This window comes from Roseateles sp. GW823-FHT07B05 (genome assembly GCF_058794515.1).
The window spans coordinates 288,056-314,528 of record NZ_JBXAGX010000006.1; the positions used below are offsets into that span (position 1 = coordinate 288,056).

A 26,473-nucleotide genomic window follows, 5' to 3' on the forward strand; every position below is an offset into this window, starting at 1 on the left:
CGCCAAGCGGGAGCGAGCTTGCTTGGAGCGGTCCTGCGCTGCGCTCATAGATTTTCTCCGTTCAAAAAGGCGCTCGGGTCCTGGGGCCCGAACACCGTCAAGGTGGCGCTGGCCAGCTCGACGCCATCCGCATGGATGCGGCAGTCGAACTGCCCCAGCCCGTTGTCGGCCTGGTAGCCACGCTCGATGTCGACCTGCAGGCACTGGCCCGCGGCGAAGCGCGGCACGCTGCAGCGGTAGCGGCGCGCGCCCAGCAGCAGGCCGATGCGCGGCGCCTCGCCGAGCTGCCGCGCCTGCCAGCCCGCCCAGGCGGCCACGGCCTGGGCCATGTACTCGATGCCCACCCAGGCGCCCACGCCGTCGTCATGGCTGAACAGCCCGTCGGCCGGCACCACCACCTCGGCGCTCAGGCGCTCGCCATCGGCGGTGATGACGCGGTCGAGCAGGCACATCGCGCCTTGGTGCGGCACAAGCTCGGTGATCGGCGGCAATGGCTCAACCATGGCTGAGCACCAGCGACGCGTTGTTGCCGCCGAAGGCGAACGAGTTGCTCATCACATGCTGCGGCGCCTGCGACAGCAGGTGGCCCGGCGCGACGAGCGCGAGGGGCGGCAGCTCGGCGTCGCGCTGGCCATCGAAGTGATGCACCGGCAGGCGCCCGTCTCCGGCCACCGTCAGCCAGGCGATGGCGGCCTCGATGGCACCGGCCGCGCCGAGGGCATGGCCCGTCAGCGGCTTGGTGGACGAACACGGCAGGCCCAGGCCGAACAGCTCGGCCACGGCGCGGCTCTCCATCGCATCGTTCTGCGGCGTGGCGGTGCCGTGCAGGTTGAGGTAGCCGATGTCTGCGGGCACGAGGCCGGCACGGTCCAGCGCCGCACGCATCGCCGCCAGCGCGCCGCGGCCGGTGGGTTCGGGCGCGGAGATGTGATGCGCGTCCGAGCTTTCGCCCCAGCCCGACAGGCGCACCGCCGACGGCTCGCGGCTCAGCACGAACAGCGCCGCGCCTTCGCCGATGTTGATGCCGGCGCGCGTGGCGCTCATCGGCCGGCAGCGCGCGGCATCGACCGACTCCAGCGCCGCGAAGCCCGCGACCGTCATGCCGCACAGCGCATCCACGCCGCCCACCAGCACCGCATCGCACAGCCCGGCGCGCAGCAGCCGGGCCCCGCTGGCCAGCGCCTTGGCACCCGACGAGCAGGCCGTCGAGACGACATAGCGCGGCCCGGCCAGGCCCAGCCGCTGCGCCAGCATCAGCGCGGGCGAGCCCAGCTCCTGCTGCTCGACATGGAAGCCCGCCGGCAGCCGACCGTCGCGGGCGTGAGCGGCGACGGCGGCCTCGCTCTCGCCGATGCCCGAGGTGCTGGTGCCGAGCACGACACCGACGCGGTCGGCGCCATGGCGGGCGATGGCCGCGTCCACCTGTTCGCGGACCTGCGCGAGCGCGGCCAGCAGCAGCGCATTGTTGCGGCTGCGCTGCGGCAGCGGCAGGCCGTCCACCGGCGGCAGCGCCGCCTGCACGGCACCGAGATGCAGCGCATGGCCCGGCCAGACCGTGTCGTTCAGGGCCACGCCGCCGGGCTCGCCCGCGAACACCGCGTCGCGCAGCGATGCCAGGTCAGGGCCGGCCACGCAGATGACGCCAGGAGGCTGCAGGTAGATCACGCGCCCTCCTGCGGTTGCGACTCGATGACCAGACGATAGCCCTCGGCCGTGTTGACGATCTCGACGAGGTTCGCGCCGGGCCGCTGGACGACCAGCCGAACCTGCCCATGCTGCTGCAGCGCCTGGCCCGCGGCGGTGGGCACCCAGGCCCAGCCCTCGGGCAGCGCTGCGCGCACGGCGTCGGCCGGCCAGAAGGTCAGGCAGAGGTCGCGCAGCATGCGGTCGGTGTCCACCTCGGCGGGCAGCATCGCGTGGCGCTGCACCGTCAGGTCGCGGCCGTCCCAGCGCATCAGCAGCACGCGCTGGCCGTAGGCGAAGCCGGCCAGCAGCAGGGCCGACGCGTCCAGTTGCAGTTGCACGTCGACGCGCTGCGGCGGCGCGTCGGGCTGCTCCAACCGCGTGACGGACAGGCGCTGGTTCAACGCGAAGCGCGCGGCGCCCAGCGCGGCCGGCGGCAGGCGCAGCATCGGCAGCACGCTGCGCACGCGCGGCGCACTGGCACAGCCGGCGAGCACGGTGCCGATCAGCAACAGCAGGTGTCGGCGAAGAAGCTTCATGCGCGGGCGAACCTCAACAGGCTGTGGCAGTAGCCGATGCCGTCGCGCACCGTCAGCAACCGCAAGCCGGCCGCCTCAGCAAGCCGGATGTAGTCGGCGCTCTCGTAGACCTTGCTGTTGCCGCTGGCCATGGCCGTGAAGTACGGCGACGTGTTGATGAGGCAGTACGCCGCGATGTCGTAGCGCTGGCGGTCCCAGAAGGTGTCCATCACCAGCACCTGGCCGCCATCGGCCAGGCAGGCGACGACGCGCTCGAAGATGCTGGCGATCTGAGGTTCGCCGAAGCAGCTCAGGAACTGGCTCATCCACACCAGATCCATCCCCACGGGCAGCACGGCGGCCGAATCGAGCAGGTTGCGGGGGTGCAGCTGGGCACGCGTGCGCAGGCCATCGGCGGTGAGGTTGGCGTCGGCCATGGCCAACTGCGGCGGCAGGTCCACGAGGTTCAGTTCGACGCGGGTGTCATATGCCAGCGCGGCGCGGCTGAACTTGCCGGTGTTGGCGCCGATGTCCATGACGCGCTTGGGCGCGGTGGCGAACACGTCGGGCAGGATGTCGGGGAAGGACGTGTCCGAGTAGTGGTGGTCGAAGGCGAACCAGCTCGACTTGGCCGGCTCGGGCAGGTCGGCCAGCGCGGGGTAGATGCTGTCCCAGTCGCCCAGGTGCGTCAGGCCCAGCGGCTTGCCGGCGTCCAGCGACCGCTCCAGCTCGAACAGGCCCTGGTAACAGACGTCGTGGATGAAGTCGAAGTTGACGCGCGTGATGTCGTCGGAGATCAGGCAGAAGCCCGTCTTGTCGAGCTGCCAGCGGCCGTTGTCGATCAGCACGACGCCGGCCGACAGGCAGGACTCCAGCACCAACTTCAGCGAATAGCGGCTCCAGCGGCCGGTGGCCTCCAGCTCGTCGAGCGTGATGCCGCGATCTCCCGCCTCACCCAGCGCCTGCAGCATGCCGCGCTTCCATGCGTAGCGCACGCAGTGGAAGACCACCGGGCCGAACGCGATCTTCTGAGCCTCGAAGCGGGCGTCGAAGGCGCGTTGCTTCGGCGGGGAAAACTTCTTGGTCTCAAGCATGGGACGGAATGAAGAAGGGGGTGAGCAGCCAGGCCAGGAAGACGCCGATCAGCATCGTCAATCCGAAGGCATGCAAAGCCGGCGTGCCGGACAGCGCCAGCAAGCCGAAGGACAACAGGGTCGACGCAGCAGCCAGCGTCACGGACAGGAAGGGCCGGGTTTCCGAACGGCCCGGCTGTTCGAGCAGGAATATGCCGTAGTCCACGCCCAGGCCGAGCAGGATGAGCAGGGGCAGGATGTGAAAGAGCTGCAAGACTTGTCCACCCAGTGCAAGCAGCGCCACCGTGAGCGCGCTGGCGAGCACGGTGGGCGCCAGCGCGCGCCAGGACGCACGGCCAAAGCGCCAGGCCAGCGCGGCCCAGGTCAGCACGAAGCCCAACAACAGCACGGCCGACATCAACTCACGGTAGCGGCCCAGCAGCGTGCTGACTTCACCGACCTTGTCGACCCAGGTGACACCGTCCAGGCGCAGCGCCGCCAGCGCGGCCCGCGTGTCGGCGGACTCGGCGCCGCGCAGCAGCACGACGCTGCCCACGCCGTCGCCCAGGCGGCCCAGCCACTGCGCGCGGACCGGCTCGCTGGCGGGGCTGGCCAGCCAGGCCTCGGGCGTGAGTTCCGCCGCGACCGCGGTGGCGGCCACAACGGGCTGGCCCAGCTTCTCGGCCAGCAGCGGTCGCATGTCGGCAGCACGGCGCGCGGCCAGCTCTGCGTCCTCGCGCTGGCGGCGCTGCGAGGGCAGCCAGTCGCTGACGGCCTGGGCGCCGATCTGCAGGCCGCGCAGTTGCGCCGTCAGGGCTTCCTCGCGCGCCAGCAGCTCCTGCTCGCTGCGCCCCTGCACCACGAAGAACTGTGCGAGGCCAGGGGCCTGCATCAGGCGTGCGAACTCGCGCTGCTGCGCGACGAGGGCGGGCGGCGCGGACTGCAGCTGGCGGATGTCGTCGTCGAAGCGCAGGCGACTCGCGCCGGCCGCCATCACCAGCGCCGACACCACGAGCAGGACGACCAGGCCGCGCGCCTTCAGGGCGGGCCACAGCGCGCGCCGCGAGCCGAGCCAGTCGGCAAAGCGCGTGGGCGCCATGCGGCCGGCGCCGTCCAGCAGCGGGAACCACCACAGCACGGTGACGAAGGCCGCCACCAGGCCGACCGCCGAGAACACGGCGATCTGCCGCAGGCCCGGGAACGGCGGCAGCGCCAGCAGCGCGTAGCCGATCACCGTCGTCGCCATCGCCAGGCTGACGACGGGGATCTGGCGCGCCAGCATGGCCCAGCGCTCCTGCGGCTGCAGGCCCTGGCGCGCGCTGAAGTAGTTGCTGCCGTAGTTCTCGGCCACACCCAGCAGGCTGGCACCGAACACGAGCGTGACGAGGTGCAGCTCACCGAACACCAGCAGGCACACCGACGCCGCGACGAGCAGGCCGACGGCCATCGACAAAGCCACCAGCAGGCGCGGGCGCAGCGACCGGAAGGCCAGCAGCGTGAGGGCCACGATGCCGATCAGCGAGCCGGCGCCGATGGTGTGGATCTCGCGCTCGGCCTGCGCGGCCGCGACCGCAGCGAACAGCGGCACGCCGGCGCGGATGACCCGGGCGCCCTGCCCTTCGGCAGCCTGGGCTGCCGCGTCCAGTCGCGGCTGCAGCGCGCGCTGCGCACTGATCTCGAAGCCGGAGCCGGGCAGCTCGATCAGCACCAGCGCGTACTGGCGCTCGGGGGCCTCGGGGTCGGTCAGCATCAGCCGGCCGTCCTGCACGCGCACGCGGCTGCTCTGGCCGCGCTCGGCCAGCCACTGGCCGAAGAGGTTGAGCGGGTCGTCCGCCCACGCGCCCACGCGCGGCCCGCCGACGGGTTGGTAGAGGGCGGCCAGCGCCTGGTCTGCCAGGGCCTCGGCCGGTGCCTGGGCCAGGCGCTCGCGGGACTGCGGCGACAGCAGGCCGGCGCGCACCGGCGTGTAGAGCGACAGCCAGGCCTGGCTGTCGGCGTCCGCCACGCGGTGGCGCGCGGGGATGTCGCCCAGCGCCTGCAGAAAGGCATCGGCCGCGCGCTGTGCCTGCGCCGCCTCGCCGCCGCCGATCAGCACCGTCACGCGGCGCGAGCCGGCATCGGCCAGCGCCTGCGTGGCCTGGGCGGCCAGCGGGCGCTGCTCGTCGCGCGGCAGCATGGCCAGCATGTCGGTCACCGGTGCGCGCTTCTGCAGCACCCAGTGCCAGGCGTTGTGCGCCACGCAGGCGAGCACCAGCACGAGCCACACGGCCGCGAGGCGTCGGGTGGTGCGCTCCAGGCTCACTGGAACAGGCCGGGTTCGGCGCCGCCGTCGGTGCGCGGGTTGGTGAGCTGGATCAGGCTCTCGTCACCGTTGGCCTCGAAGAGCTGGATGCGGCGCACGAAGCCGTCGCCTTCCAGCTCGACCTTCTTCAGCACCTGCTGCAACGCGCCGGGCTTCGGGGCCAGCACGAGCTGCCAGCCTGCGCCCTTGACGCTGCCGCTCAGCTCGAACAGGCCCGCCAGGCCGCTGACATCGCCATTGAGCAGCGCGAACATCAGCGTGTTGATGACACGCACGGCGGGTTCCTTGGACGCGTCCAGCCGCATCGCCGTCTGCCCGCCCTGCGTGGCGCGGATCTCGTGCTGCGTCAGGCGCAGCTCGCTCGCGAACGGCTTGACCGTGCGCCACAGCACGCCGAGCCCGCGGGCGGCGACGAAGTTGCCGGTGGACACCAGCGGCTTGGCGAAACCGGGCACCTTCTTGGTCTGTGTGAAGTCACCGCGCAGCCATTCGGGCTGCTGCAGGCGCTCGCGCACCGACTGTGCGAGATCAGGGGCGGCCCACGCGGTGACGGGCGCCAGGCTCAACAGCAGCGTGCGGCGCTTCATGAGGGGTTCTTGCCGAGCTTTTGCCACAGCACGGGCGGGCAGACCCATTCCATCTCGCGCGTCGCGATGTTGAACGCGACCTGGATGGTGTGGGCCTTGTGGATGACCTTGTCGGTCACCGCGTCGCGGATGACGTAGTCGACCTTGATGCGGTTCTCCCACTCGACGATCTCGGCGCGCACGATGACGCGGCGGCCATAGGGCAGCATGTCCGTGTACTTCAGGCGCATGTCGACGATGGGCCAGGCGTAGCCGGACTCGCGCATCTGCGGGTAGTCGTAGTCGAAGCGGGCCATCAGCGCGTTGCGCGCCAGCTCCAGGTACTTCACGTAATGCCCGTGCCAGACGATGTCCATCGGGTCCAGGTCGTGGAACGCCGGGGTCAGTTCGATCTCGTGCCAGAGCTCAGGCATACAAGGCCCACGATTGCTGGCGGATGGCGTCGATCAGCGCGACCAGCTCCTTGTCCAGCGCGCGGTCTTCGACGATCAGCGGCAGCCGCTCGGCAAGGTCGCCTTGCATGGCGGCCAACTCGGGCGTCAGCACCAGCGGCGCCTGGCGCTCGCGCAACTCGACACCCTGGCGCGCAGCGATCAACGTGGCGGCGACGACCTGCTCGGTCAGGTCCAGCACGCGCAGTGCATCGCGCGCGGCGATGGTGCCCATGCTGACCTTGTCCTGGTTGTGGCATTCGGTGCTGCGGCTGAAAACGGAGGCCGGCATCGTTCCCTTGAGCGCCTCGGCCGTCCAGGCGGACACGCTGATCTGCAGCGCCTTCAGGCCGTGGTTGATCGGCGCGCGCTCGCCGCTGGCGCCGCTCAGGTTGGCCGGCAGGCCGTGGTTGTAGCGCGCGTCCACCAGCAGCGCGAGCTGGCGGTCCAGCAAGTCGGCGATGTTGGCGACGGCCGTCTTCAGCGTGTCCATCGCCATCGCGATGTGGCCGCCGTAGAAGTGACCGCCGTGCAGCACGCGCTCCTCGACCGGGTCGATCAGCGGGTTGTCGTTGGCGCTGTTGAGTTCGTTCTCGATGAGAGTGCGCAGCCACGGCAGCGTGTCTTCCAGCACGCCGATGACATGGGGCGCGCAGCGCAGCGAGTAACGGTCCTGCAGGCGCTGGTCGTTGCGCGAGGGCTGCTCGCTCGTCAGGTCGCCGCGCAGGCGCTCGGCCACGCGCTGCTGGCCGGCATGCGGCTTGGCGGCGAACAGCGTCGCGTCGAAGTGGTGGGCGTTGCCGGCGCTGGCGACAACGTTCATCGCCGTGATGCGGGTGGCGAGCTTCGCCAGGTAGTCGGCCCGCGCGAAGGCCAGGCAGGCCAGGCCGGTCATGACGGCCGTGCCGTTCATGATGGCCAGGCCCTCCTTGGGGCGCAGGCGCAGCGGCGTGGCGCCGGCGGCTCTCAGCGCCTCGGCGGCGGGCATCGTCTCGCCGTTGACGCGCACCTCGCGCTCGCCGCACAGCACGGCGGCGAGGTAGGACAGCGGCGTCAGGTCGCCACTGGCGCCGACCGAGCCTTCGCTGGGGATCAGCGGCAGGATGTCGTGCACGAGCAGCGTTTCGATCTGACGCAGCAGGTCCAGGCTGACGCCCGACAGGCCCTGGCACAACGAAGCCAGACGGGCGCCGAGCACGGCGCGGGTCTGCTCCGGCGTCAGCAGCGCACCGGCGCCGATGCCGTGGTAGGTGTAGAGGTGATGCGGCAGTTCGGCCACCAGCGCCGGCGGCACGGCCACGGTGCAGGAGTCGCCATAGCCCGTCGTCACGCCGTAGATGACGCCGTCCTCGGCCAGCAGGCGGGCGACGAAATCGGCACCGGCCTGGATGCGCGCCTGGAACTCGGGCGCGCGGCCCAGCTCGGCCGCGGCGCTGCGGCGGGCCAACGCGACGATGTCCTCGATGCCGAGGCGCCGGCCGTCAAACGTGATGGGAAGCATGCGTGTCGACCCCGGGGCGATCCCAGAAGGCGTAGAAGTTGAACCAGTCATAGGGCGAGCGGCGCAGCCGCGCGGCGAGTGCATCGGCAAAGCGGCGGGCGTGCTCGGTCAGCGCCGCGTCGCGCGCCTTGCGCGGCAGGTGCACGCGGTCGGCCAGCAGCTCGAATTCAAGCGAGTAGCCATCGCCCTCATGCAGGCTGAGCATCAGGTAGAGCGGGCAGCCGAGCAGGCCGGCGATGAGGTAGGGGCCGACGGGGAAATCGGCCTCGCCGCCAAGGAAGGGGATGCGCACCGTCTTGCTGCCACGCACCGGCACGCGGTCGCCCGCGATGGCGATGAACTCGCCGGCCGCCACGCGCTCGGCGAGCTTGAGCGTGAGGCCCATGTCCAGCTCGCTGACCTCGATGAGCGCCACGCCGCGCTGCGGGTTCAAGCGCGCCAGGATGCGGTTGAAGCTCTCTGCATGCTTGGTGTGCACCAGCACGTTGACCTTCAGCTCAGGATGCGTCTCGGCCAGCGCCTGGCACAACTCCAGGCAGCCGACATGGGCCGTGACGAGCACGGCGCCCTGGCTCGTCTGCGCCTGGGCGTGCACGGCGTCCGCGCCCTGCGTGCGCACGCGGTCCAGCGGGTAGCGGCCGGCGATGGCGAGCAGCTTGTCCAGCATGGTCTCGGCGAACAGCCGGACATGGGCCAGGCCCTCGCGCCAGCCGGCGTCGGGTTGCAGGCGGCGCAGATAGCCCAGGCTGTGCGCGCGCAGGCCCGGCTGCGCGAGCCAGTAGACGAGCACGATGGGCCGCAGCAGCAGGCGGAACACGGTGCGGCCGAGCAGCCGGTGCACGAAGAAAAGCAGCCAGATGCCGGCGACGAAGGTGTTCTCGCCCATCGAGGCCCAGTGGCGGTTGGCACTCATCCGCTCACCTTTCGCCACAGCAGCAGCGGCGCGCGCAGCAGCATGCCGAAGAACAGGCGCGTGTGCATGGCCGAGATCAGCAGGTTGTCGTGCAGCAGGCGGAAGTGCGAGACGCCGTCTTGCGGGTAGCGCACGCGCGTGGGCTGGTTGATGACCGGCACGCCCGCCCAGACGAGGCGCACGGCGATCTCGACGTCGAAGTCCATGCGGCGGCCGATGCGCGTGCGGTTGAGCAGTGCGACCGTCGGCGCCAGCGGGTAGATGCGGAAGCCGCACATCGAGTCGCGCACGGCCAGGGACAACGTGTTGATCCAGACCCAGATGTGCGTCGCATAGCGGCCGTAGAGCCGACCCTTGGGCACGCTGGCGTCGTAGACGGGGCAGCCGCAGATGAAGTGGCCGGGATGGCGCTGCGCCTGCGCGAAGAAGGCGGGCACGTCGCAGGTGTCGTGCTGGCCGTCGGCGTCGATCTGCAGTGCGTGCGTCCAGCCCAGTTGCGCCGCGCGCCGCAGGCCGGCCATGACGGCGCCGCCCTTGCCCTGGTTGACGGGCAGGCGCTCCAGCGTCACGCCAGGCTGGCGGGCCAGTTCGTCCAGCACCGCGGCGCAGCCGGGCTCGCTGGCGTCGTCCACCAGCAGCACCGGCAGGCCATGCGCACGCAGTGCCTCCACGACACCGCCCACCGGGCCGCCATGGTTGTAGACGGGGATGACGGCACCCAGCTTCATGGCGTGGTGAACAGCAGGCGGCCGCTGGCGTGCTGGCCTTCGTCGGAGCGGTAGCTGAAACCCAGCCGGCCCGCGGCCCAGGTCAGGCTGAGCGTGACACGCTGCTGCGGCCGGATGACGCGCTGGAACTTCAGCGCGTCCATGCCGGCGAACTCGCCCGTGATGCCGAAGCGCTCGCGGCCGAACATCTCCGCCCATTCGAGCTGCACGACACCCGCCAGGATGGGGTGGCCGGGGAAGTGGCCGGCGAACTGCGGCAGGGCCGGGTCGATGAGCAGCGTCAGGTCTTGCCCCGCGTCGGTAGGAGCGACGGCACGCAACGCCGGCCGGCGCGGGTCGAACTCGGCCAGCAGCCGGGCCTGGGTGATCTTGCCCTGGGCATTGAACGGCAGCTCGGGCAGGAAACGAAAGCGCCGCGGCAGCGCGACGCGCTCGACGACGTCGGCCAGGACGGCCCGCAGCGCCTCGGCGAGCGCCCGCTTGCCCTGCCCGTCGTGCAGCAGCCAACCGGCCTCGCTGGGCACGGCGACGACGCCGAGCTGCTCGCGCGGTTCGGTCAGCGGCAGCAGGCGCAGGTCGGTCAGCAGCGGCGAGGCGCGCAGCGCGGTCTCCACGGCCGTCAGCGAGACGCGCTTCTCGGCGATCTTGACGATGCGGTCGGCGCGGCCGCGCAGCGCAAAGCCGCCGTCGACCGCCACGGCGCGGTCGGCGCTCGGCGTCCACGCGTCATCGTCCAGATGCGGCGAGCGCAGCCACAGCGTTTCGTCCTCGAGGCGCCATTCGACACCCGGCAGGGCCTGCCAGTGGACGGGCGCGCCGGGATTGCGCTGGCGCCAGGCCACGCCGCCGGTCTCGCTGCTGCCGTAGACCTCGATGGGCGCGCGACCGAAGACCTGCAGGCAGTCGGGCAAAGCGGCGTCCGGCAGCGGCGCGCCGGAGCTGAAGAGCTGGTCCACGCCGGGCTGCTCGGCCAACGGCAGGCGGCTCAGGTGCGCCGGGCTGGCGATCAGGATGACGCGGGCACCGGGCGGCGTCAGCCCGGCCAGGTCTTCCAGCACGACGAGGCTGTGCGCCTGCACCGCGCGGCCCGTGGCCAGCGGCCACAGCACGCGGAACAGCAGGCCGTAGACATGCTGGTGCGACACGCTGGCCAGCACCGCGGCTTCGGGCGCAGCGGCACCGAAGGCCTGCTCCAGTGCCGTGACCTCGTCGAAGAGCTGGCACAGCCGCTTCGGGCTGGCCTGGGGCTGGCCGGTCGAGCCCGACGTGAAGACGACGAGCTGTAGGGCTTGCGGGTCCAGCGGCCGGTCCGCCGCTGCCGGCATGGCAGCGGGCTCGACGCCGGGCAGGCCCAGCGGATTCGGCGCATCGCCGGCGAACCCGTCGACACGCGAGCACAGCGCCTGCCGGCTCGCGGGCGTCAGGTCGCCCGGCAGCCAGGCTTGCTTGCCCGCCTGCCAGAGGCCGAACAGCGCCGCGGCGAAACGCAGGCTGTCCTGGAAGTAGAGCGCGAAACGCTGGCCGGGCTGCGCCGCGAAGGCGGCCTGCCAGCGGCCGGCTTCTGCGACGAACTCAGCGCCCGTGACCGGCTCGCCACGGCGCCAGCCGACGATGCCGGGCGGGGGCTGCGTCAGCCATGCGGACAGGCGCTGGGCGGGCGTCATGCCGGCACCCGTGCGTAGCGTGCGCGCAGCACGCGCCGCACCAGCCATTCGCCGCCCATCAGCGCACCGATGAGGCCGTAGGCGATCAGCCCGTTGTAGAGCGCCCAGACGGCCTCCGACGCCCACAGCGCCGTGGCCAGCGCCAGGCTGCCGTTCAGCACGAAGAAGCCGCACCAGACCTGCGTAACGCGGCGGGTGTAGGTGACGACGCGTGGGTCGAGGTCGGGCTCCTGCAGGCGCGCGAGGCGCTCGGCCACATTGGGGCCGCGCACGAGGCTCAGGCCGAACACGACCAGCAGCACGACATTCACCAGCACCGGGTAGAGCTTGAGCGGCAGGCTCATGTTGAGCAGCGCCGTGCTGGCCGCCAGCAGCACTGCGGCCAGCGCCACCCAGCGCGCCTGCACGGCCTGCGTGCCGCCGGCCAACCAACGCAGGCCGGCGAGCACCAGCAGCAGCAGCGCGAGATAGCGGGGCTCGATGTGCCCGAGGCTGAAATAGACGATCAGCGGATAGGCCGCCGTCAGGGCCAGCACGAGGGCCCAGCGCATCACTGACCCCGGTTCAGGCGGTTGCCGCCGTCGGCTTGTCGCCGACTTCCGCATCGGCCTTCAGCAGGCCCTGCAGCGCGTCGATGACGTCCTGCACCGTGCGCACGGCCTTGAAGGCCTCGGGCTGCAGGCGCTTGCCCACCAGGGGCTTGAGCTTCACGATGAGGTCGACGGCATCGATGCTGTCGATGTCGAGGTCGTCATAGAGCCGGGCCTGCAGCGAGATGCGGTCGGCCTCGATGTCGAAGGTCTCGATGAGGATGCTGCGCAGGCGATCAAAGAGTTCTTGGTCAGTCATGACTGCACCTCACGCGGCGATCTTGCGATGGCTGTCCACGAACTGCGCCAGCGCGCGGATGCTGGCGAAATGCCGGCGCGTCTCGGCCGAGTCCGCCGCCATGCTCATGCCGTAGCGCTTCTGCAGCGCGAGGCCCAGTTCCAGCGCGTCGATGGAGTCCAGGCCCAGGCCTTCGACGAACAGCGGCTGCTCGGCATCGATGTCCTCGGGCTTGATGTCCTCAAGTTGGAGTGCCGAGATCAGCAGTTCCTTGATTTCTTGTTCCAACGCTTGCATGACTCCCCTTCAAGACCTCTTTCGGCGACCCCACCGGTTCAGAGAAAAACTGGATCAGCCTTTCCGTCAGGCGCCTGGCCGCTCGGCCATGTTCGCCATCAGCCGCAGCCAGGATGGGTGCGGACGGCAGGTCGTCGCCGACCTCGATGGTGAAGCGCAGCCGGCGCCGGGCGACCGCCCACCAGGGCTGCCCCTTGTACAGACCGAGCGGCTCGCAATGGATACGCACCGGCGTGATGTCGAGTCCGCCGCGCAGGGCAATTTGCGCCGCGCCGCGTTGCATCTTCAGGGCTTGCCCAGGCCGCGATCGCGTCCCTTCGGGAAAGATGATCAGATTGCTGCCCGCCGCCAGCGTGTCCATGCAGGCGTGCAGTAAATCAACCCCGGGATTGTTGCAGATGTAGCCTGTTGCACGCACCGGCCCCCGCGTACAGGGGTGGCTGGCAAGCGTTGACTTCACCACGCAACTCGCGTTGGGCACGAGGCCGATGAGGAAGGCCACGTCGATCAGCGTCGGGTGGTTGGCCAGGATGAGCAGGCCGCGGCGCTGCAGCTTCTCCACACCCCTGATCTCGTAATCGATCAACCCCAGCAGCCGCATCCATCCGATGAAGAGCCGGAACGCCGCCTGCACGACGGCGCGCGCGGCCTGCTCGCGCCGCGCCACATCGCGCAGCAGCAGCGTCTGCAGCGGGAAGACCACCAGCCACAGCACCACGCCACCAACGCCGAAGCAGGCGAACGCGATCGCCGTGGCGAGCACGCGCCACACGCGGCCGGGCCAGTGGCGCCAGTCACGCATGGCGGCTCCACAACCAGCCACTCTGCGAGTCGCGCTGGTGCCACTGCGCCGACCGGCCGACCAGGAAACGCAGCGTGGCCAGGTCGGCGGGCCAATCGTCACCTTCGTCCGCAGCGCCCGGCACCGAGGACCGAAGGCGCAGCCCCTGCTCCGCTGGCTCCAGCAGCACCGCCCACGCGCGCAACGGCCCCGGCTGCGACTCGAAGGCTTGGTAAGGCTCGGGCAGGCCGGCCTCGACCGACACCATCAGCACCTGCTCGGCGCCGTCGGCCAGCAGGCCAAGCGCCTCGCAGATGCCGGCCGTCGCGCTCGCCGCACCGGCGGAAATCGCCGTGTAGTTGGCGGTGTCGCCGCGGGCGATGGAATACACCGCGCTGCTGGCGTTGTGGACCGAGAGGCTGAAGGCGGTCGGCGACAGCGGCTCGCCCTGGCTCAACTGGCGCAGCAGCGCGACCGAGCGGGCGATCTCGCCCCAGCGCGAGGCGAACACCACGGGCCCTGTCGGCTCCGCGCCCTGCGCCCACCAGGCCACCTGCAGCGCGGCACGGCCCAGCGGGTCGATGCGTCGGCGCGTCATGGCCGGCACCTCGGCCAACGGCGCCACCGCATCCGCGGCGGGCAACGGCCAAGCCGGTGCAGCCAGCCAGCCCTCCCAGGCTTCCTGCGTCTGCAGGCTGGGCGACCAGGCGGCCCAGCGGCGAACTCGGAAGTCGATCATGAATCAGGGGCTCAAGCGGTCGGGGAAGGGACAGACCGGATTATCCGCAGTCCACTCGTCGCGCAATTAGAGAGCATGCCCTCGGCCGCACGCTTCCATCCAAAAGTGCGCCCCAAAAACGCCGAGCGCGGCCGTGGCCGCGCTCGATCAAGTTGCCGGTGAGGGCGCCTTACTTCTTGAGGAACTTGCGCAGCGCGGCGATCTGGGCCGCCTGGATGGCCAGCTCGCTCTGGGCCTTGGCGAGGTCGATCTCGCTCTTGGCGTTCTTCAGCGCTTCCTCGGCCAGCTTCTTGGCCTCGGCGGCCTTGGCCTCGTCGAGGTCCTTGCCGCGGATGGCGGTATCGGCCAGCACGGTCACACGGTTGGGCTGCACTTCGAGAATGCCGCCGGCGACGAAGACGAACTCTTCGGTGCCATCGGCGCGCTCGATGCGCACGGCGCCCGGCTTGATGCGGGTGATCAGCGGCGTGTGCTTCGGCAGGATGCCGAGCTCGCCACCTTCGCCCGGCAGGGCGACGAACTTGGCCTCGCCCGAGAAGATCTGCTCTTCGGCGGAGACCACGTCGACGTGGAGGGTTGCCATGTCAATCTTCCTTAGCGAATCAAAGTTGAAGAAGGTTCTGCGAGAGACGGGGCACGCGGAGCGCCCCGGTCAGCATCACTGAATCTTCTTGGCCTTTTCAAACGCCTCGTCAATCGTGCCGACCATGTAGAAGGCCTGCTCGGGCAGCGTGTCGCACTCGCCGTTGACGATCATCTTGAAGCCGCGGATGGTTTCCTTCAGCGGCACGTACTTGCCCGGGGTGCCCGTGAACACTTCGGCGACGTGGAAGGGCTGCGACAGGAAGCGCTGGATCTTGCGGGCGCGGGCGACCGACAGCTTGTCTTCCGGCGACAGTTCGTCCATGCCCAGGATGGCGATGATGTCGCGCAGTTCCTTGTAGCGCTGCAGCACCTGCTGCACGGCACGGGTCGTCGTGTAGTGCTCTTCGCCGACGACGTTGGGGTCGATCTGGCGGCTGGTCGAGTCCAGCGGGTCCACGGCGGGGTAGATGCCCAGCGAGGCGATGTCACGCGACAGCACGACGGTGGCGTCCAAGTGGGCGAAGGTCGTGGCAGGCGACGGGTCGGTCAGGTCGTCCGCAGGGACGTAGACGGCCTGGATGGACGTGATCGAGCCGACCTTGGTCGACGTGATGCGCTCTTGCAGGCGACCCATTTCCTCGGCCAGCGTCGGCTGGTAGCCCACGGCGGAAGGCATGCGGCCCAGCAGGGCGGACACTTCGGTACCGGCCAGCGTGTAGCGGTAGATGTTGTCCACGAAGAACAGCACGTCCTTGCCTTCGTCGCGGAACGACTCGGCGATGGTCAGGCCGGTCAGCGCGACGCGCAGACGGTTGCCCGGGGGCTCGTTCATCTGGCCGTAGACCATGGCGACCTTGGAGTCTTCGAGCTTCTCCTGCACGACGACGCCGGAGTCCGACATCTCGTGATAGAAGTCGTTGCCCTCACGGGTGCGCTCACCCACGCCGGCGAACACGGACAGACCGCTGTGCGCCTTGGCGATGTTGTTGATGAGCTCCATCATGTTCACGGTCTTGCCGACGCCGGCGCCACCGAACAGACCCACCTTGCCGCCCTTGGCGAACGGGCAGATCAGGTCGATCACCTTGATGCCGGTTTCCAGCAGGTCCTGCGACGGGCTCAGCTCGTCGTAGGCCGGGGCGGCACGGTGGATGGAGGCCGTCAGCGTGGACGCGACCGGACCACGTTCGTCGATGGGGTTGCCCAGCACGTCCATGATGCGGCCGAGGGTGGCCTTGCCGACCGGCACCTGGATGGTGTTGCCGGTGTTGTAGACCTCGGTGCCACGGCGCAGGCCGTCGGACGAACCCAGCGCAATGGTGCGGACCACGCCGTCGCCCAGCTGCTGCTGGACTTCCAGCGTCAGGGCGGCGCCTTCCATCTTCAGCGCGTCGTAGACCTTGGGCATCTTGTCGCGCGGGAATTCCACGTCAACGACGGCGCCAATGCACTGAACGATCTTGCCGACTGCTTGAGTGTTAGACATTTGTGCGTTCCTTCAATTCAAATCTTTGCGTTCGGGCTGGATCAGCCCACCGCGGCCGCGCCGCTGACGATCTCGGACAACTCTTTGGTGATGGCAGCCTGGCGGGTCTTGTTGTAGACCAGCTTCAGCTCACCGATCAGCGTGCCGGCGTTGTCGGTCGCGGCCTTCATGGCCACCATGCGGGCGGACTGCTCGCTGGCCATGTTCTCGGCGACGGCCTGGAAGACCAGCGCTTCCGAGTAGCGGACGAGCAGCTCGTCGATGACGGTGGCGGCGTCCGGCTCGTAGAGGTAGTCCCACGAGTGGCCGGTCTTGTCGGTCGCCAGATCCTCGGCCTTCAGCGGCAGCAGCTGCTGCACCTGAACCTCTTGCTTCATCGTGTTGATGAACTGCGTGTAGCAGAGGTAGACGGCGGACAGCTCACCCTTGGCGTAGGCGTCGAGCAGCACCTTGACGGGGCCAATCAGGGCCTCGATGTGCGGCTGGTCACCCAGCTGCGTGGCGTGGGCCACGACCTTGGCGCCGATGCGGTTCATGAAGCCCAGGCCCTTGCCGCCGATGGCGACGACCTCGGCCTTCTGGCCCGCACCTTCCAGCTCCTTGAGCTTGGCGGTTGCCGCGCGCAGCAGGTTGGTATTGAGACCACCGCACAGGCCCTTGTCCGTCGTGACGACGACCATGCCGACCTTCTTCGCGCCTTCGTTCTTCACGAGGAAGGGATGGCGGTACTCGGGGTTGGCCTTGGCGAGCGAGCCGGCGATGTTGCCGATCTTCTCGGCGTAGGGCCTGGCCGACCGCATCCGCTCCTGCGCCTTGCGCATCTTGGACGCGGCGACCATTTCCATCGCCTTGGTGATCTTCTTGGTGTTCTCGACCGACTTGATCTTGCCGCGGATTTCTTTGCTTGAAGCCATTCGAACTCCTAGTTCAGTGCGGGGTTAGTTTTGAGGCCAAGCCCCGCGTGTTCCGGCTTTAAGCGAACGACTTCTTGAAGGAAGTGATCGCGGCGTTCAGTTCGGCTTCAGCGTCCTTGTCCATCGCCTTGTCGTTCTCGAGCTTGGTCAGCAGAGCGGCGTGGCTGGTCTTCAGGAACTGGTGCAGGCCGTGTTCGAAGGCCAGGACCTTCTTCACTTCGATGCTGTCCATGAAGCCCTTGTTGGCGGCGTACAGCGAAGCGGCCATCAGCGAGATGGACAGCGGCGAGTACTGGGCCTGCTTCAGCAGTTCCGTCACGCGGGCACCGCGGTCCAGCTGCTTGCGGGTGGCTTCGTCCAGGTCGGAAGCGAACTGCGCGAACGCAGCCAGTTCACGGTACTGCGCCAGGTCGGTACGGATACCGCCGGACAGCGACTTGATCAGCTTGGTCTGGGCAGCACCACCGACGCGCGACACCGAGATACCGGCGTTGATGGCGGGGCGGATACCGGCGTTGAACAGGCTGGTTTCCAGGAAGATCTGGCCGTCGGTGATCGAGATCACGTTGGTCGGCACGAAAGCGGACACGTCACCAGCTTGCGTTTCGATGATCGGCAGGGCCGTCAGCGAACCGGTCTTGCCCTTGACTTCACCCTTGGTGAACGCTTCGACGTAGTCGGCGTTCACGCGGGCGGCACGCTCCAGCAGGCGGCTGTGGAGATAGAACACGTCGCCGGGGAAGGCTTCGCGGCCCGGCGGGCGGCGCAGCAGCAGCGAGACCTGACGGTAGGCCACGGCTTGCTTGGACAGGTCGTCGTAGACGATCAGCGCGTCTTGACCGCGGTCGCGGAAGTACTCGCCCATCGTGCAGCCGGAGTAGGCCGACACGTACTGCATGGCGGCGGACTCGGAGGCCGAGGCGGCGACGACGATGGTGTATTCCATCGCGCCGGCCTGCTCCAGCGAGCGCACGACGTTCTTGATCGACGACGCCTTCTGGCCGATGGCGACGTAGACGCAGGTCATGTTCTGACCCTTCTGGTTGATGATCGCGTCGATGGCGACGGCGGTCTTACCAGTCTGGCGGTCGCCAATGATCAGCTCGCGCTGGCCACGGCCGACGGGCACCATGGAGTCGATGGACTTCAGGCCGGTCTGCACGGGCTGGTCAACGCTCTTACGCGCGATCACGCCCGGGGCGACCTTCTCGATGACGTCCGTCATCTTGGCGTTGATCGGGCCCTTGCCGTCGATGGGCTGGCCCAGCGCGTTCACGACGCGGCCGATCAGCTCGGGGCCGACCGGCACTTCCAGGATGCGGCCCGTGCACTTGACGGTGTCGCCTTCCGAGACGTGCTCGTAGGCACCCAGAATCACGGCGCCGACAGAGTCGCGCTCGAGGTTCAGGGCCAGACCGAAGGTCTGCGAGCCGTCGGCGGCCGGCGGGAACTCGAGCATTTCGCCCTGCATCACGTCGGACAGGCCGTGGACGCGGACGATGCCGTCGGAAACGGACACGACGGTGCCCTGGTTGCGGATGTCCGTGCTGCCACCAAGACCCTCGATGCGGCTCTTGATCAGTTCGGAAATTTCAGCGGGATTCAGTTGCATGCTTGGTCTCCCAGTTGGCCGTTCCGTCGCCGGATCAGGGGCGGGGTTCAGACGCGGGGTAAATCGGAATGTCTTGCGTGGCTTGGCTGCGGATCAGGCAGTCAGCGCGACCTTCATGCGCTCGAGGCGGGCCTTGACGGAGGTGTCCAGCACCTCGTCGCCGACGACGACGCGAACGCCGCCAATCAGGCTGGGCTCCAGCTGCACATGGGCAGCGAGCTGGCGACCGAAGCGCTTTTCCAGCGCGGCCTTGAGGTCTGCGAGCTGAGCGTCGCTGATCTCGTAGGCGCTGAAGATCTGCGCGTCGGACACGCCCGAAGCGGCGTTGGCCAGCACGTGGTACTGGGCGACGATCTCGGGCAGCGCGGCCAGGCGGCCGTTCTCGACGACGGTCTGCAGGAAGTTCTGCACACCCGCGGCCAGCGTCAGCTTGGCAGCCGCGGTGATGACCGCGACGACCTGCTCGGACTGGGCCTTGGGGTGATCGGCGAACTGGCGCAGATCGGCGTCCTGCGCCACCTGGGCCAGCGCGTCGAGCTGCTGGCCCCAGGCCGCGAGGTCGTGCGACTTGGCGACCTGGAACAGGGCTTCGGCGTAAGGCCGGGCGATGGTGGCGAGTTCAGCCATTTACAGCTCCGTCTTCAGGCGAGCCAGCAACTCGGCGTGAACGCCGGCGTTGACTTCCTTCTGCAGGATCTGCTCGGCGCCCTTGACGGCCAGCGCAGCGACCTGCTCACGCAGGGCTTCGCGAGCGCGGGACACCTGCTGCTCGGCATCGGCCTTGGCGGCGGCCAGGATCTTGGCGCCTTCTTCTTCGGCGCGGCCCTTGGCGGCGTCGACGATGGCGGCGGCGCGCTTCTCGGCATCCGAGATCAGCTTGCCGGACTCAGCCTTGGTGGCGGCCAGTTCCTTGGCGATCTGCGCTTCGGCGCCGGCCAGCTCGGCCTTGGCCTTGTCGGCAGCGGACAGGCCAGCAGCGATCTTCGCGGCACGCTCGTCGAGCGCCTTGATGATCGGCGGCCACACATACTTCATCGTGAACCCGACCAGGATCAGGAACACGATCATCTGAACGATGAGCGACGCGTTAATAAACACGGGGGTGCCTCACAAAGTTTCGAGTGCTTGAAGCCGCCCCCAGGAGTCCGAGGGCGGGGCGGCAACGTCGAATTACTTGGCGGTGGCCGCGACGGCTTGGGCGATCTGGCCCAGGAACGGGTTGGCGGTGGCGAACCACAGGGCGATACCGGTGCCGATGATGAACGCGGCGTCGATCAGGCCGGCCAGCAGGAACATCTTGGTTTGCAGTTCGTTCATCAGCTCGGGCTGACGAGCGGCGGACTCGAGGTACTTGCTGCCCATGATGCCGATACCGATACAAGCACCGAAGGCGCCCAGACCAATGATCAGACCAGCGGCGAGAGCAACAAAGCTAATGACTTCCACGATGACTCCTTAGAGGGATAGAGAGAGAAACGGTTGAGAAAAGGAACTGCTTGGGTTGTTTGCGCCGCTCAGTGCGCGTCGTGGGCCTGACCGATGTAGACCAGCGTCAGCATCATGAAGACGAAGGCCTGCAACGTGATGATCAGGATGTGGAAGATGGCCCACACCGAACCCGCGATGATGTGGCCGATTGCCAGGCCGATGCCGGTCGCCGAGAGGCTCCAGGCACCGCCCATCAGGGCAATCAGCATGAAGATCAGTTCGCCCGCGTACATGTTGCCGAACAGCCGCATGCCGTGGGAGACGGTCTTGGCGACGAACTCGATGAGCTGCATCGCGAGATTGACCGGGTACAGATAGACCTTGTCGCCGAACGGGGCCGCGACGAGCTCATGAGCCCAGCCGCCGGCACCCTTCATCTTGACGTTGTAGATCAGGCAGGTGATCAGCACGCCGACGGACAGGCCCATGGTCATGGACAGGTCGGCGGTGGGCACGCTGCGCAGCTTGGCGTGGTGGTCACCGGTGATGGTCTGCCAGATCACCGGCAGCAGGTCGACGGGCAGCAAGTCCATCGCGTTCATCAGGAAGATCCAGACGAACACGGTCAGCGCCAGCGGCGCGACCAGCTTGCGGCTGTTGGCGTTGTGGACGATGCCCTTGGCCTGATCGGCAACGATCTCGACGAGGATCTCGACGGCGGCTTGAAAACGGCCCGGGACACCCGACGTAGCGGACTTCGCGGCGCGCCACAGGAAGAAGCTGCCCAGCACCCCCAGCAGCACGCTGAAGAAGATGGAGTCCATGTTGACGACGGAGAAATCGACGATGCCCTTCTGGACACCGTTCTGCGCGTGCTGCAAGTGGTGAATGATGTATTCACCGGCGCTCGGGGCGGCTCCGTTTGCCGATTCAGCGTGGCCTTCTGCTGCCATGTTTCGTTCTGCCTCGTCAGTTCAGTTTGCGGCCACGCCACGCGAGCGCCAGCCAGTTCACCTTGATGCACACCGCGAGGGTGACCAGCAGGGCTGGCCAACTCAGGCCCGGCACCACCTTTGGCGCCAGCACCAGCATCGCGATCGATGCACCGATTTTCAAAAATTCCCAACCCATGAAAACAGCAGCCGCACCGACTGCCGAATCCAATCGCTTCGTCATGCCCCGCGCCAGCAGCATGTTCGGCAGCACCACCGCCGCAACGCCGTAGAGCGCCGAGGCCATGGCCACGCCGGATGCCGTCCACAGCCGGATCACGGCCACGCACAGCAAGCCTGCCACCAGCTGCATCCCCAGCACACGCCAGGGCGACAACATCGGCAACGCGGACTTCAGCGCGGCCGCCTGCTCCGGGTTCAACGCCTTGACGGGCGGCTCCTCGTTGTCGTCGTCCCAGCCACCGGCCGCAGATGCGACGGGGGGCCAGGTCTTTCGGGGGCCGTTCTCGGTCATGACGCCAGATCCTGGGGTGGGCGGCTCGACCTCTGCTTCAAATGAAGACTGCCAGAGGCCGATTGCACCGGGATGACGCACGGGGCGTCACCAACAAAGCTCCTCATTATATGTGACGAGTTACACCGGGGTAAACGTGCCCCCGGGTTCGCGCGGGATTCAGGCCTGCGTCAGCGTTGCAGGCAGGCCCGGCACGTCCACGCGCAACTGCAGCACGGCACCGGCCAGCGGCTCGCGCGCCAGCTCGTCGGCGGGGCGCTTCTCGCGGGCCGTCGTGATGAAGAGCGTGCGCAGGTCGGCGCCGCCGAAGGTGGGCATGGTCGGGCAGGTGGCCGGCAGTGCCAGCCGCTGCAGGATCTCGCCGGTCGGCGCGATGCGCACGAGGGCACCGCCCTCGAACATCGCGGCCCAGTAGCAGCCCTCGGCGTCCATCGCGGCGCCGTCGGGGCGGCCACCGTAGGCCTCGCCCGCCGTGCGCGGCGGGAACTCGGCGAACACGCGCGGGTTGGCGAGCGTGCCGGCCGCCACGTCGAAGTCGGCCACGTAGAGGCGGTGCGCCTTGGTATCCGACCAATGCACCCGCCGGCCGTCAGGGCTCCAGGCCAGGCCGTTGGACGTCGTCAGACCGGGCACCTGCGCGGCGAATGCGCCGCCGTCGAAGCGGTACAGCGCCGCCTCGGGCTCGCGCGCATCGGAGATGCTGCCCACCCACAGCCGGCCGGCCGGGTCGACCTTGCCATCGTTGAAGCGCAGCCGCGCGGCGTCGTAGGGCGGGCCGGCCAGCAGCGTCTGCGCGCCGGTCGTCGTGTCCAGCGTCCACAGGCCGTCGCGCCGCGCCACCAGCAGGCCGCCGCTCGCGCGGGCGGCGATGCAGCCGGGCTCGGCGTCCTGCGGCCACACGTCCGGCGCGTCAGCGCCGGCGCGCCAGCGCAGCACCTGGCGGCCGGGGATGTCGACGGCGTAGAGGGCTTGTTCGGTGGGGTGCCACAGCGGCGATTCGCCGAGCAGGCAGCGGTGGGCGCCGAGGGCTTGGATGTCTTGTGAGGCCATCCCGCCACTCTAGGCGGTTATCCGAAGTAACTCGGCCGGAAGGCGCCCAGCTCGGCCTTCAGGTAGTGCGCGCCGGGGATGGGGTTGAAGTAGAACGGCGGCACCTCGGCGAAGCCCAGGCTCTCGTAGAGGCCGCGTGCGGCTTCCATGTCGTCCAGCGTGTCCAGCAGCATCGACGAGTAGCCGGCCTCGGTGGCACGGTCCATCAGCGCCTGCGCCAGGATGCGGCCCAGGCCGAAGCGGCGGAAGGCCGGGCGCACGAACAGCCGCTTCATCTCGCAGGCGTTGGGGTAGTCGGCATCGGGCAGCGGGCGGAAGGCGCCGCTGCCGGCGACGGCGCCGTCCACCAGCGCCAGCAGCATCAACCCGCCGGGCGGCGCGTAGGCGCCGGGCAGGCCGGCCAGTTCCTCGTCGAAACCCTGGAAGCAGAGATCGACCTGAAGGCTGGCGGCGTAATCGCGCAGGATGAGGCGGGTCTCGTGCCAGTCCTCAGCGGACTCGGGGGTGATGAGCTGGATGTCGGGGCCGGACATAGGCGCCGCAGTTTAGCCAGCGAAGTCAGCCTGCAAATCCCAAGACCACGCGCCGGGTCTTGGCGGACTTCTTGGTGATCACTCACGTTCGCAAGCGAACATGAGTGCTCCCCAGAAATCAGCCACGGCCTGCGGCCGGCTCGGCAAAGCCGAGCACGACCCTGCGGGTCTTGGCTGATTTCTTCTCGATCTTCGTGACGACCACTGCGCCGATCTCTGCGGTGTTGCTGACGTGCGTGCCACCACAGGGCTGCAGATCCACCCCCTCGATCTCCAGCACCCGCACCCGCCCCAGCCCGCGCGGCGGCTGCACGCTCATGGAGCGGACCAGGCCCGGGTTGGCATCCAGCTCCGCCTCGCTGATCCAGCGGTGGCCCACAGGGTGCGCCTCGGCAACCAGCCGGGTCAGGCCGGCCTGGATGGCGTCCTTGTCGAAGGGCTCGTCGGTGTGGAAGTCAAGCCGCGCGTAGGTCTCGGTGATGGAGCAGCCGTCGACCGGGTACGGCAGCAGCGCGCACAGCAGGTGCGTGGCCGTGTGGAAGCGCCGGTGCGCCTGGCGGCGTGCGGCGTCCACCTCCACGCGCACGGCGGCACCGACGGGCGGCGGCGCGTCGCCGTCGATCAGGTGCACGATGGCCTCGGGGTGGTCCTTGCTCTTGCGCGTGTCGGTGATGCGCCAGCGCTGCTCGCCGGCGACCAGCCAGCCGGTGTCGCCCGCCTGGCCGCCGCCCAGCGGGTAGCAGACGGTGCGGTCCAGCAGCACGCCGCCATCGACCTGGGCGATGACCTCGGCGTCGCAGGCCAGCAACGTGGCGTCCTCGCGGAACAGGTCGTCGGTTCTCACAGCCGCACCTGCCCGTGGATCAGCGGAGTCACGTCGCCACCGATCCAGGTCGCTTCGGCATCGCGCGTCACATGCACGCGGCCAGCACGGCCCAGCGCGGCGCCTTGCGCGGCGACGTAGCGGTCGCCAGCCAGGCCGGCCTGCTGCAGCCACAGGGCCAGGCCGGCGTTGAGGCTGCCGGTGACGGGGTCTTCCGGTATGCCCAGGTCGGGCACGAAGGCGCGCACCTCGAACTGGCACTCGCTGCCTTCGGGATAGGCACCGACGACGCCGACCTTCAGCGGCAGCATCGCCGTGAAGTCGGGCTGCAGCGCGAGCACGCTGGCGGCATCGGGCAGGCGGGCGGCCAGCCAGCCGGGGCCGTTGTCGCACCAGACGAGATCCAGCAGCGCCTCGGGCGCGATGCGCAGCGATGCCAGCACCTGGGCGCGCGTCGCGTCGTCCACCGGGCCGCTGCGCTTCAGTGGCGGCGCCGCAAACGCCAGCCGCGCGCCGTCGCGCTTCACGCGCACCAGGCCGATGGCGCATTGCTGCACCACCTCGCCGGGCTTCTTCGCATCGCCACCGCTGGCGAGGAACGCGTGCGCGCTGCCCAGCGTCGGGTGGCCCGCGAACGGCAGTTCGCCGCCGGGCGTGAAGATGCGCACGCGGTAGTCGGCGGCCGGGTCGGTCGGCGGCAGCAGGAAGGTGGTCTCGGACAGGTTGGTCCAGCGCGCGAACGCGGCCATCTCGTCGTCGGACAGGCCGGCGCCGTCGATGACGACGGCCAGCGCATTGCCCTTCAGCGGCGTGGCGGTGAAGACGTCGACCTGGGCAAAGCGGCGCAATTCAGTCATGGCGAGGGCGTGGGTTGAAGGTAGAGGCCGGGCCGCACGATCTCCATGCCGCGCTGCGGCGTGGCCAGCGGCACGAAGCCGTGGCCGGTGTAGACCGCGTGGGCATCGCGGGTGAACAGCATGAAGCGGCGCAGGCCCTGCAGGTCGGCGTGGGCGAACAGCGCCTCCAGCATCCACGTGGCGAGGCCGCGGCCGCGGTGGGCGTCCAGCACGTAGACGTCGCACAGGTAGGCGAAGGTGGCGCGGTCGGTCACGACGCGGGCGAAGCCGACCTGGCCCTCGCCGTCAGCGTGCAGCGCGATGCACAGCGAGTTCGCGATGGCACGCTCGACGACGGCCAGCGGGATGCCCTCGCACCAGTAGGCACCGCGCAGGAAGGCATGGGCCGCCCGCGCGTCGATGTCCTGCGGCGCGAAGCTGAGCCGGTAGCCGTCGCGGGCGGTCATCAGGGCGCGTGCTCCGCCACGGGCTCCAGCGCCTCGTGCAGCACGCGGCCCAGCTTTTCCACGCCCTCGTGGATGAGCTCGGGCGTCAGCGTGACGAAGGACAGCCGCAGCGTGCGCGGGTCGGGCTGGTGGGCGTAGAACGCCGCGCCGGGCACGAAGGCGACGCCGGCGTCCACCGCCTGCGGCAGCAGCGCCATCGCGTCCAGGCCCGCGGGCAGGCGGATCCAGAAGAACATGCCGCCCTGCGGGCTCTGCCACTCGCAGCCGGCCGGCAGGTGCGCGCGCAGCGCGGCGGCCATCGCGTCGCGGTTGGCCTTGTAGCGGGCGCGGATCACCGGGATGTGCTGGTCCAGGAAACCGTCCTTGACGACCTCGTAGACGACGCGCTGGTTGAAGCCCGGCGTGTGCAGGTCGGCCGCCTGCTTGGCCTGCAGCAGCTTGGGGTAGAGCTCGGTCGGCGCGATCACGTAGCCGAGGCGGAAGCCCGGCGTCAGCACCTTGGAGAACGAGCCCATGTACAGCGAGCCCTCGGGCCACAGGCTGGACAGCGCGGCCGGCGGCGGCGCGTCGAACCACAGGTCGCCGTAGGGGTTGTCCTCGACGATGGGCACGCCGGCGCGCCGCGAGGCCTCGACGACGTCCTGCCGGCGCTGAGCACCCATGACGCGGCCGGTCGGGTTCTGGTAGTTGGGCAGCAGGTAGCTGAAGCGCGTGCCGGGGGCGTCATGCGGCAAAGCGCCAATGGCCTCCGGGCGCGGGCCTTCCTCGTCGCTGGCGAGGCTGGCGAACAGCGGCTCGAACGGCGTGAAGGCCTGCAGCGCGCCAAGGTAGGTGGGCGTCTCGACCGCCACCGGCGCGCCGGCGTCGCAGAGGATCTTGCCGACCAGGTCCAGCCCCTGCTGGGAGCCGCTGGTGATCAGCACCTGATCGGGCTTCACCTGCATGCCGAGCGCGGCGACCCGCGCCGCCACCCACTCGCGCAGCGGCGCGAAGCCCTCGCTGGCCGCGTACTGCAGCGCCTCGCGCGGCGCCTGCGTCAGCACGCGGTCGCAGGCGGCCTTCAGCGCGTCGACGGGGAAGGTGTCCGCGCTCGGCAGGCCGCCGGCCATGGACAGGATGCCCGGCTTCTCGGTGACCTTGAGGATCTCGCGAATGATGGACGGGTTCATGCGCGCAGCGCGGCGCGCCTGGGTCCAGACGTGGCTCATGATGGAGTTACGTTGAATT

At 69.4% G+C, this 26,473-nt stretch carries 31 protein-coding genes; all 31 read right to left on the bottom strand.

Features of this window, described 5'->3' with window-relative positions; all coding sequences use genetic code 11:
• Positions 1-44 precede the first annotated feature (44 nt).
• The 31 genes from AC1Q7O_RS15620 to AC1Q7O_RS15770 all read right to left on the bottom strand — a co-directional run bounded on the left by AC1Q7O_RS15620 (position 45) and on the right by AC1Q7O_RS15770 (position 26,454).
• Positions 45-503 (bottom strand): hotdog family protein, encoded by a 459-nt coding sequence (locus AC1Q7O_RS15620; protein ID WP_492658020.1) that lies wholly within the window; start codon positions 501-503, stop codon positions 45-47.
• A complete protein-coding gene (locus AC1Q7O_RS15625; RefSeq protein WP_492658021.1) occupies positions 496-1,665 on the bottom strand; it encodes a beta-ketoacyl-ACP synthase in 1,170 nt (389 codons plus the stop codon). The genes AC1Q7O_RS15620 and AC1Q7O_RS15625 overlap by 8 nt, the downstream gene beginning before the upstream one ends.
• Positions 1,662-2,222, bottom strand: coding sequence for a DUF3261 domain-containing protein (locus AC1Q7O_RS15630; protein ID WP_492658022.1), 561 nt, complete (start codon positions 2,220-2,222; stop codon positions 1,662-1,664). The genes AC1Q7O_RS15625 and AC1Q7O_RS15630 overlap by 4 nt, the downstream gene beginning before the upstream one ends.
• Entirely contained in the window at positions 2,219-3,295 is a 1,077-nt protein-coding gene (locus tag AC1Q7O_RS15635) for a class I SAM-dependent methyltransferase (RefSeq protein ID WP_492658023.1), read from the bottom strand. Before AC1Q7O_RS15635 ends, AC1Q7O_RS15630 begins: the two co-directional genes overlap by 4 nt.
• Positions 3,288-5,576, bottom strand: coding sequence for an MMPL family transporter (locus AC1Q7O_RS15640; protein WP_492658024.1), 2,289 nt, complete (start codon positions 5,574-5,576; stop codon positions 3,288-3,290). The genes AC1Q7O_RS15635 and AC1Q7O_RS15640 overlap by 8 nt, the downstream gene beginning before the upstream one ends.
• A complete protein-coding gene (locus tag AC1Q7O_RS15645) occupies positions 5,573-6,163 on the bottom strand; it encodes a LolA family protein (protein ID WP_492658025.1) in 591 nt (196 codons plus the stop codon). The genes AC1Q7O_RS15640 and AC1Q7O_RS15645 overlap by 4 nt, the downstream gene beginning before the upstream one ends.
• Positions 6,160-6,576 carry an acyl-CoA thioesterase gene (locus AC1Q7O_RS15650; RefSeq protein ID WP_492658026.1) on the bottom strand — a complete coding sequence of 139 codons (417 nt, stop codon included), beginning with the start codon at positions 6,574-6,576 and terminating at the stop codon, positions 6,160-6,162. Before AC1Q7O_RS15650 ends, AC1Q7O_RS15645 begins: the two co-directional genes overlap by 4 nt.
• Complete coding sequence (locus AC1Q7O_RS15655) at positions 6,569-8,095, bottom strand: HAL/PAL/TAL family ammonia-lyase (RefSeq protein ID WP_492658027.1); 1,527 nt, start codon at positions 8,093-8,095, stop codon at positions 6,569-6,571. Before AC1Q7O_RS15655 ends, AC1Q7O_RS15650 begins: the two co-directional genes overlap by 8 nt.
• Positions 8,076-9,008, bottom strand: coding sequence for a lysophospholipid acyltransferase family protein (locus AC1Q7O_RS15660; protein WP_492658028.1), 933 nt, complete (start codon positions 9,006-9,008; stop codon positions 8,076-8,078). The genes AC1Q7O_RS15655 and AC1Q7O_RS15660 overlap by 20 nt, the downstream gene beginning before the upstream one ends.
• Positions 9,005-9,736, bottom strand: a complete 732-nt coding sequence (locus AC1Q7O_RS15665) for a glycosyltransferase family 2 protein (RefSeq protein WP_492658029.1) — start codon at positions 9,734-9,736, stop codon at positions 9,005-9,007. Before AC1Q7O_RS15665 ends, AC1Q7O_RS15660 begins: the two co-directional genes overlap by 4 nt.
• Positions 9,733-11,400: an ApeI family dehydratase gene (locus AC1Q7O_RS15670; RefSeq protein WP_492658030.1), complete on the bottom strand. Its 1,668-nt coding sequence runs from the start codon at positions 11,398-11,400 to the stop codon at positions 9,733-9,735. Before AC1Q7O_RS15670 ends, AC1Q7O_RS15665 begins: the two co-directional genes overlap by 4 nt.
• On the bottom strand, positions 11,397-11,951 hold the full coding sequence (locus AC1Q7O_RS15675; RefSeq protein ID WP_492658031.1) for a COG4648 family protein: 555 nt from the start codon (positions 11,949-11,951) through the stop codon (positions 11,397-11,399). Before AC1Q7O_RS15675 ends, AC1Q7O_RS15670 begins: the two co-directional genes overlap by 4 nt.
• Before the next feature lie 13 nt (positions 11,952-11,964).
• The gene (locus AC1Q7O_RS15680; protein WP_492658032.1) at positions 11,965-12,249 is read right to left on the bottom strand and encodes an acyl carrier protein; all 285 of its coding nucleotides are present in this window, start codon (positions 12,247-12,249) and stop codon (positions 11,965-11,967) included.
• Between the two features lie 9 nt (positions 12,250-12,258).
• Complete coding sequence (locus AC1Q7O_RS15685; RefSeq protein WP_492658033.1) at positions 12,259-12,525, bottom strand: phosphopantetheine-binding protein; 267 nt, start codon at positions 12,523-12,525, stop codon at positions 12,259-12,261.
• Positions 12,470-13,327 carry a lysophospholipid acyltransferase family protein gene (locus AC1Q7O_RS15690; RefSeq protein WP_492658034.1) on the bottom strand — a complete coding sequence of 286 codons (858 nt, stop codon included), beginning with the start codon at positions 13,325-13,327 and terminating at the stop codon, positions 12,470-12,472. Before AC1Q7O_RS15690 ends, AC1Q7O_RS15685 begins: the two co-directional genes overlap by 56 nt.
• Positions 13,320-14,045, bottom strand: a complete 726-nt coding sequence (locus AC1Q7O_RS15695) for a beta-ketoacyl synthase chain length factor (protein WP_492658035.1) — start codon at positions 14,043-14,045, stop codon at positions 13,320-13,322. Before AC1Q7O_RS15695 ends, AC1Q7O_RS15690 begins: the two co-directional genes overlap by 8 nt.
• Before the next feature lie 169 nt (positions 14,046-14,214).
• Entirely contained in the window at positions 14,215-14,628 is a 414-nt protein-coding gene (locus tag AC1Q7O_RS15700) for a F0F1 ATP synthase subunit epsilon (protein WP_492658036.1), read from the bottom strand.
• 75 nt (positions 14,629-14,703) lie between these two features.
• Positions 14,704-16,116 (bottom strand): F0F1 ATP synthase subunit beta, encoded by a 1,413-nt coding sequence (atpD, locus tag AC1Q7O_RS15705; RefSeq protein ID WP_492658037.1) that lies wholly within the window; start codon positions 16,114-16,116, stop codon positions 14,704-14,706.
• 41 nt (positions 16,117-16,157) lie between these two features.
• The gene (atpG, locus tag AC1Q7O_RS15710) at positions 16,158-17,030 is read right to left on the bottom strand and encodes a F0F1 ATP synthase subunit gamma (protein WP_492658038.1); all 873 of its coding nucleotides are present in this window, start codon (positions 17,028-17,030) and stop codon (positions 16,158-16,160) included.
• A 58-nt stretch (positions 17,031-17,088) separates the two neighbouring features.
• On the bottom strand, positions 17,089-18,642 hold the full coding sequence (gene atpA, locus AC1Q7O_RS15715; protein ID WP_492658039.1) for a F0F1 ATP synthase subunit alpha: 1,554 nt from the start codon (positions 18,640-18,642) through the stop codon (positions 17,089-17,091).
• Positions 18,643-18,735: 93 nt separating this feature from the next.
• Positions 18,736-19,269, bottom strand: a complete 534-nt coding sequence (locus AC1Q7O_RS15720; RefSeq protein ID WP_492658040.1) for a F0F1 ATP synthase subunit delta — start codon at positions 19,267-19,269, stop codon at positions 18,736-18,738.
• On the bottom strand, positions 19,270-19,740 hold the full coding sequence (locus AC1Q7O_RS15725) for a F0F1 ATP synthase subunit B (RefSeq protein ID WP_394509026.1): 471 nt from the start codon (positions 19,738-19,740) through the stop codon (positions 19,270-19,272).
• Positions 19,741-19,812: 72 nt separating this feature from the next.
• The gene (gene atpE / locus AC1Q7O_RS15730) at positions 19,813-20,088 is read right to left on the bottom strand and encodes a F0F1 ATP synthase subunit C (RefSeq protein ID WP_492658041.1); all 276 of its coding nucleotides are present in this window, start codon (positions 20,086-20,088) and stop codon (positions 19,813-19,815) included.
• Positions 20,089-20,156: 68 nt separating this feature from the next.
• A complete protein-coding gene (atpB, locus tag AC1Q7O_RS15735; RefSeq protein ID WP_492658042.1) occupies positions 20,157-21,023 on the bottom strand; it encodes a F0F1 ATP synthase subunit A in 867 nt (288 codons plus the stop codon).
• Between the two features lie 16 nt (positions 21,024-21,039).
• Positions 21,040-21,537 (bottom strand): ATP synthase subunit I, encoded by a 498-nt coding sequence (locus AC1Q7O_RS15740; RefSeq protein WP_492658043.1) that lies wholly within the window; start codon positions 21,535-21,537, stop codon positions 21,040-21,042.
• A 159-nt stretch (positions 21,538-21,696) separates the two neighbouring features.
• Complete coding sequence (locus AC1Q7O_RS15745; protein ID WP_492658044.1) at positions 21,697-22,587, bottom strand: SMP-30/gluconolactonase/LRE family protein; 891 nt, start codon at positions 22,585-22,587, stop codon at positions 21,697-21,699.
• A gap of 17 nt (positions 22,588-22,604) precedes the next feature.
• On the bottom strand, positions 22,605-23,120 hold the full coding sequence (locus tag AC1Q7O_RS15750; protein ID WP_492658045.1) for a GNAT family N-acetyltransferase: 516 nt from the start codon (positions 23,118-23,120) through the stop codon (positions 22,605-22,607).
• 118 nt (positions 23,121-23,238) lie between these two features.
• The gene (locus AC1Q7O_RS15755; protein ID WP_492658046.1) at positions 23,239-23,964 is read right to left on the bottom strand and encodes an alanyl-tRNA editing protein; all 726 of its coding nucleotides are present in this window, start codon (positions 23,962-23,964) and stop codon (positions 23,239-23,241) included.
• Positions 23,961-24,800 carry a PhzF family phenazine biosynthesis protein gene (locus AC1Q7O_RS15760; protein ID WP_492658047.1) on the bottom strand — a complete coding sequence of 280 codons (840 nt, stop codon included), beginning with the start codon at positions 24,798-24,800 and terminating at the stop codon, positions 23,961-23,963. The genes AC1Q7O_RS15755 and AC1Q7O_RS15760 overlap by 4 nt, the downstream gene beginning before the upstream one ends.
• Positions 24,797-25,246: a GNAT family N-acetyltransferase gene (locus AC1Q7O_RS15765; protein WP_492658048.1), complete on the bottom strand. Its 450-nt coding sequence runs from the start codon at positions 25,244-25,246 to the stop codon at positions 24,797-24,799. The genes AC1Q7O_RS15760 and AC1Q7O_RS15765 overlap by 4 nt, the downstream gene beginning before the upstream one ends.
• A complete protein-coding gene (locus AC1Q7O_RS15770) occupies positions 25,246-26,454 on the bottom strand; it encodes an aminotransferase-like domain-containing protein (RefSeq protein ID WP_492658049.1) in 1,209 nt (402 codons plus the stop codon). Before AC1Q7O_RS15770 ends, AC1Q7O_RS15765 begins: the two co-directional genes overlap by 1 nt.
• Positions 26,455-26,473 lie beyond the last annotated feature (19 nt).

Bases quoted from the DNA above. Each gene is read 5' to 3' on its own strand.
- AC1Q7O_RS15620 (WP_492658020.1), bottom strand. From the start codon at position 503: ATGGTTGAGCCATTGCCGCCGATCACCGAGCTTGTGCCGCACCAAGGC.
- AC1Q7O_RS15695 (WP_492658035.1), bottom strand. From the start codon at position 14,045: ATGATCGACTTCCGAGTTCGCCGCTGGGCCGCCTGGTCGCCCAGCCTG.
- AC1Q7O_RS15660 (WP_492658028.1), bottom strand. From the start codon at position 9,008: ATGAGTGCCAACCGCCACTGGGCCTCGATGGGCGAGAACACCTTCGTC.
- AC1Q7O_RS15650 (WP_492658026.1), bottom strand. From the start codon at position 6,576: ATGCCTGAGCTCTGGCACGAGATCGAACTGACCCCGGCGTTCCACGAC.
- AC1Q7O_RS15675 (WP_492658031.1), bottom strand. From the start codon at position 11,951: ATGCGCTGGGCCCTCGTGCTGGCCCTGACGGCGGCCTATCCGCTGATC.
- AC1Q7O_RS15630 (WP_492658022.1), bottom strand. From the start codon at position 2,222: ATGAAGCTTCTTCGCCGACACCTGCTGTTGCTGATCGGCACCGTGCTC.
- AC1Q7O_RS15655 (WP_492658027.1), bottom strand. From the start codon at position 8,095: ATGCTTCCCATCACGTTTGACGGCCGGCGCCTCGGCATCGAGGACATC.
- AC1Q7O_RS15740 (WP_492658043.1), bottom strand. From the start codon at position 21,537: ATGACCGAGAACGGCCCCCGAAAGACCTGGCCCCCCGTCGCATCTGCG.
- atpG (WP_492658038.1), bottom strand. From the start codon at position 17,030: ATGGCTTCAAGCAAAGAAATCCGCGGCAAGATCAAGTCGGTCGAGAAC.
- AC1Q7O_RS15635 (WP_492658023.1), bottom strand. From the start codon at position 3,295: ATGCTTGAGACCAAGAAGTTTTCCCCGCCGAAGCAACGCGCCTTCGAC.
- AC1Q7O_RS15700 (WP_492658036.1), bottom strand. From the start codon at position 14,628: ATGGCAACCCTCCACGTCGACGTGGTCTCCGCCGAAGAGCAGATCTTC.
- AC1Q7O_RS15680 (WP_492658032.1), bottom strand. From the start codon at position 12,249: ATGACTGACCAAGAACTCTTTGATCGCCTGCGCAGCATCCTCATCGAG.
- AC1Q7O_RS15645 (WP_492658025.1), bottom strand. From the start codon at position 6,163: ATGAAGCGCCGCACGCTGCTGTTGAGCCTGGCGCCCGTCACCGCGTGG.
- AC1Q7O_RS15720 (WP_492658040.1), bottom strand. From the start codon at position 19,269: ATGGCTGAACTCGCCACCATCGCCCGGCCTTACGCCGAAGCCCTGTTC.
- AC1Q7O_RS15685 (WP_492658033.1), bottom strand. From the start codon at position 12,525: ATGCAAGCGTTGGAACAAGAAATCAAGGAACTGCTGATCTCGGCACTC.
- AC1Q7O_RS15670 (WP_492658030.1), bottom strand. From the start codon at position 11,400: ATGACGCCCGCCCAGCGCCTGTCCGCATGGCTGACGCAGCCCCCGCCC.
- atpD (WP_492658037.1), bottom strand. From the start codon at position 16,116: ATGTCTAACACTCAAGCAGTCGGCAAGATCGTTCAGTGCATTGGCGCC.
- AC1Q7O_RS15770 (WP_492658049.1), bottom strand. From the start codon at position 26,454: ATGAGCCACGTCTGGACCCAGGCGCGCCGCGCTGCGCGCATGAACCCG.
- atpB (WP_492658042.1), bottom strand. From the start codon at position 21,023: ATGGCAGCAGAAGGCCACGCTGAATCGGCAAACGGAGCCGCCCCGAGC.
- AC1Q7O_RS15665 (WP_492658029.1), bottom strand. From the start codon at position 9,736: ATGAAGCTGGGTGCCGTCATCCCCGTCTACAACCATGGCGGCCCGGTG.
- AC1Q7O_RS15760 (WP_492658047.1), bottom strand. From the start codon at position 24,800: ATGACTGAATTGCGCCGCTTTGCCCAGGTCGACGTCTTCACCGCCACG.
- AC1Q7O_RS15765 (WP_492658048.1), bottom strand. From the start codon at position 25,246: ATGACCGCCCGCGACGGCTACCGGCTCAGCTTCGCGCCGCAGGACATC.
- AC1Q7O_RS15750 (WP_492658045.1), bottom strand. From the start codon at position 23,120: ATGTCCGGCCCCGACATCCAGCTCATCACCCCCGAGTCCGCTGAGGAC.
- AC1Q7O_RS15745 (WP_492658044.1), bottom strand. From the start codon at position 22,587: ATGGCCTCACAAGACATCCAAGCCCTCGGCGCCCACCGCTGCCTGCTC.
- atpA (WP_492658039.1), bottom strand. From the start codon at position 18,642: ATGCAACTGAATCCCGCTGAAATTTCCGAACTGATCAAGAGCCGCATC.
- AC1Q7O_RS15690 (WP_492658034.1), bottom strand. From the start codon at position 13,327: ATGCGTGACTGGCGCCACTGGCCCGGCCGCGTGTGGCGCGTGCTCGCC.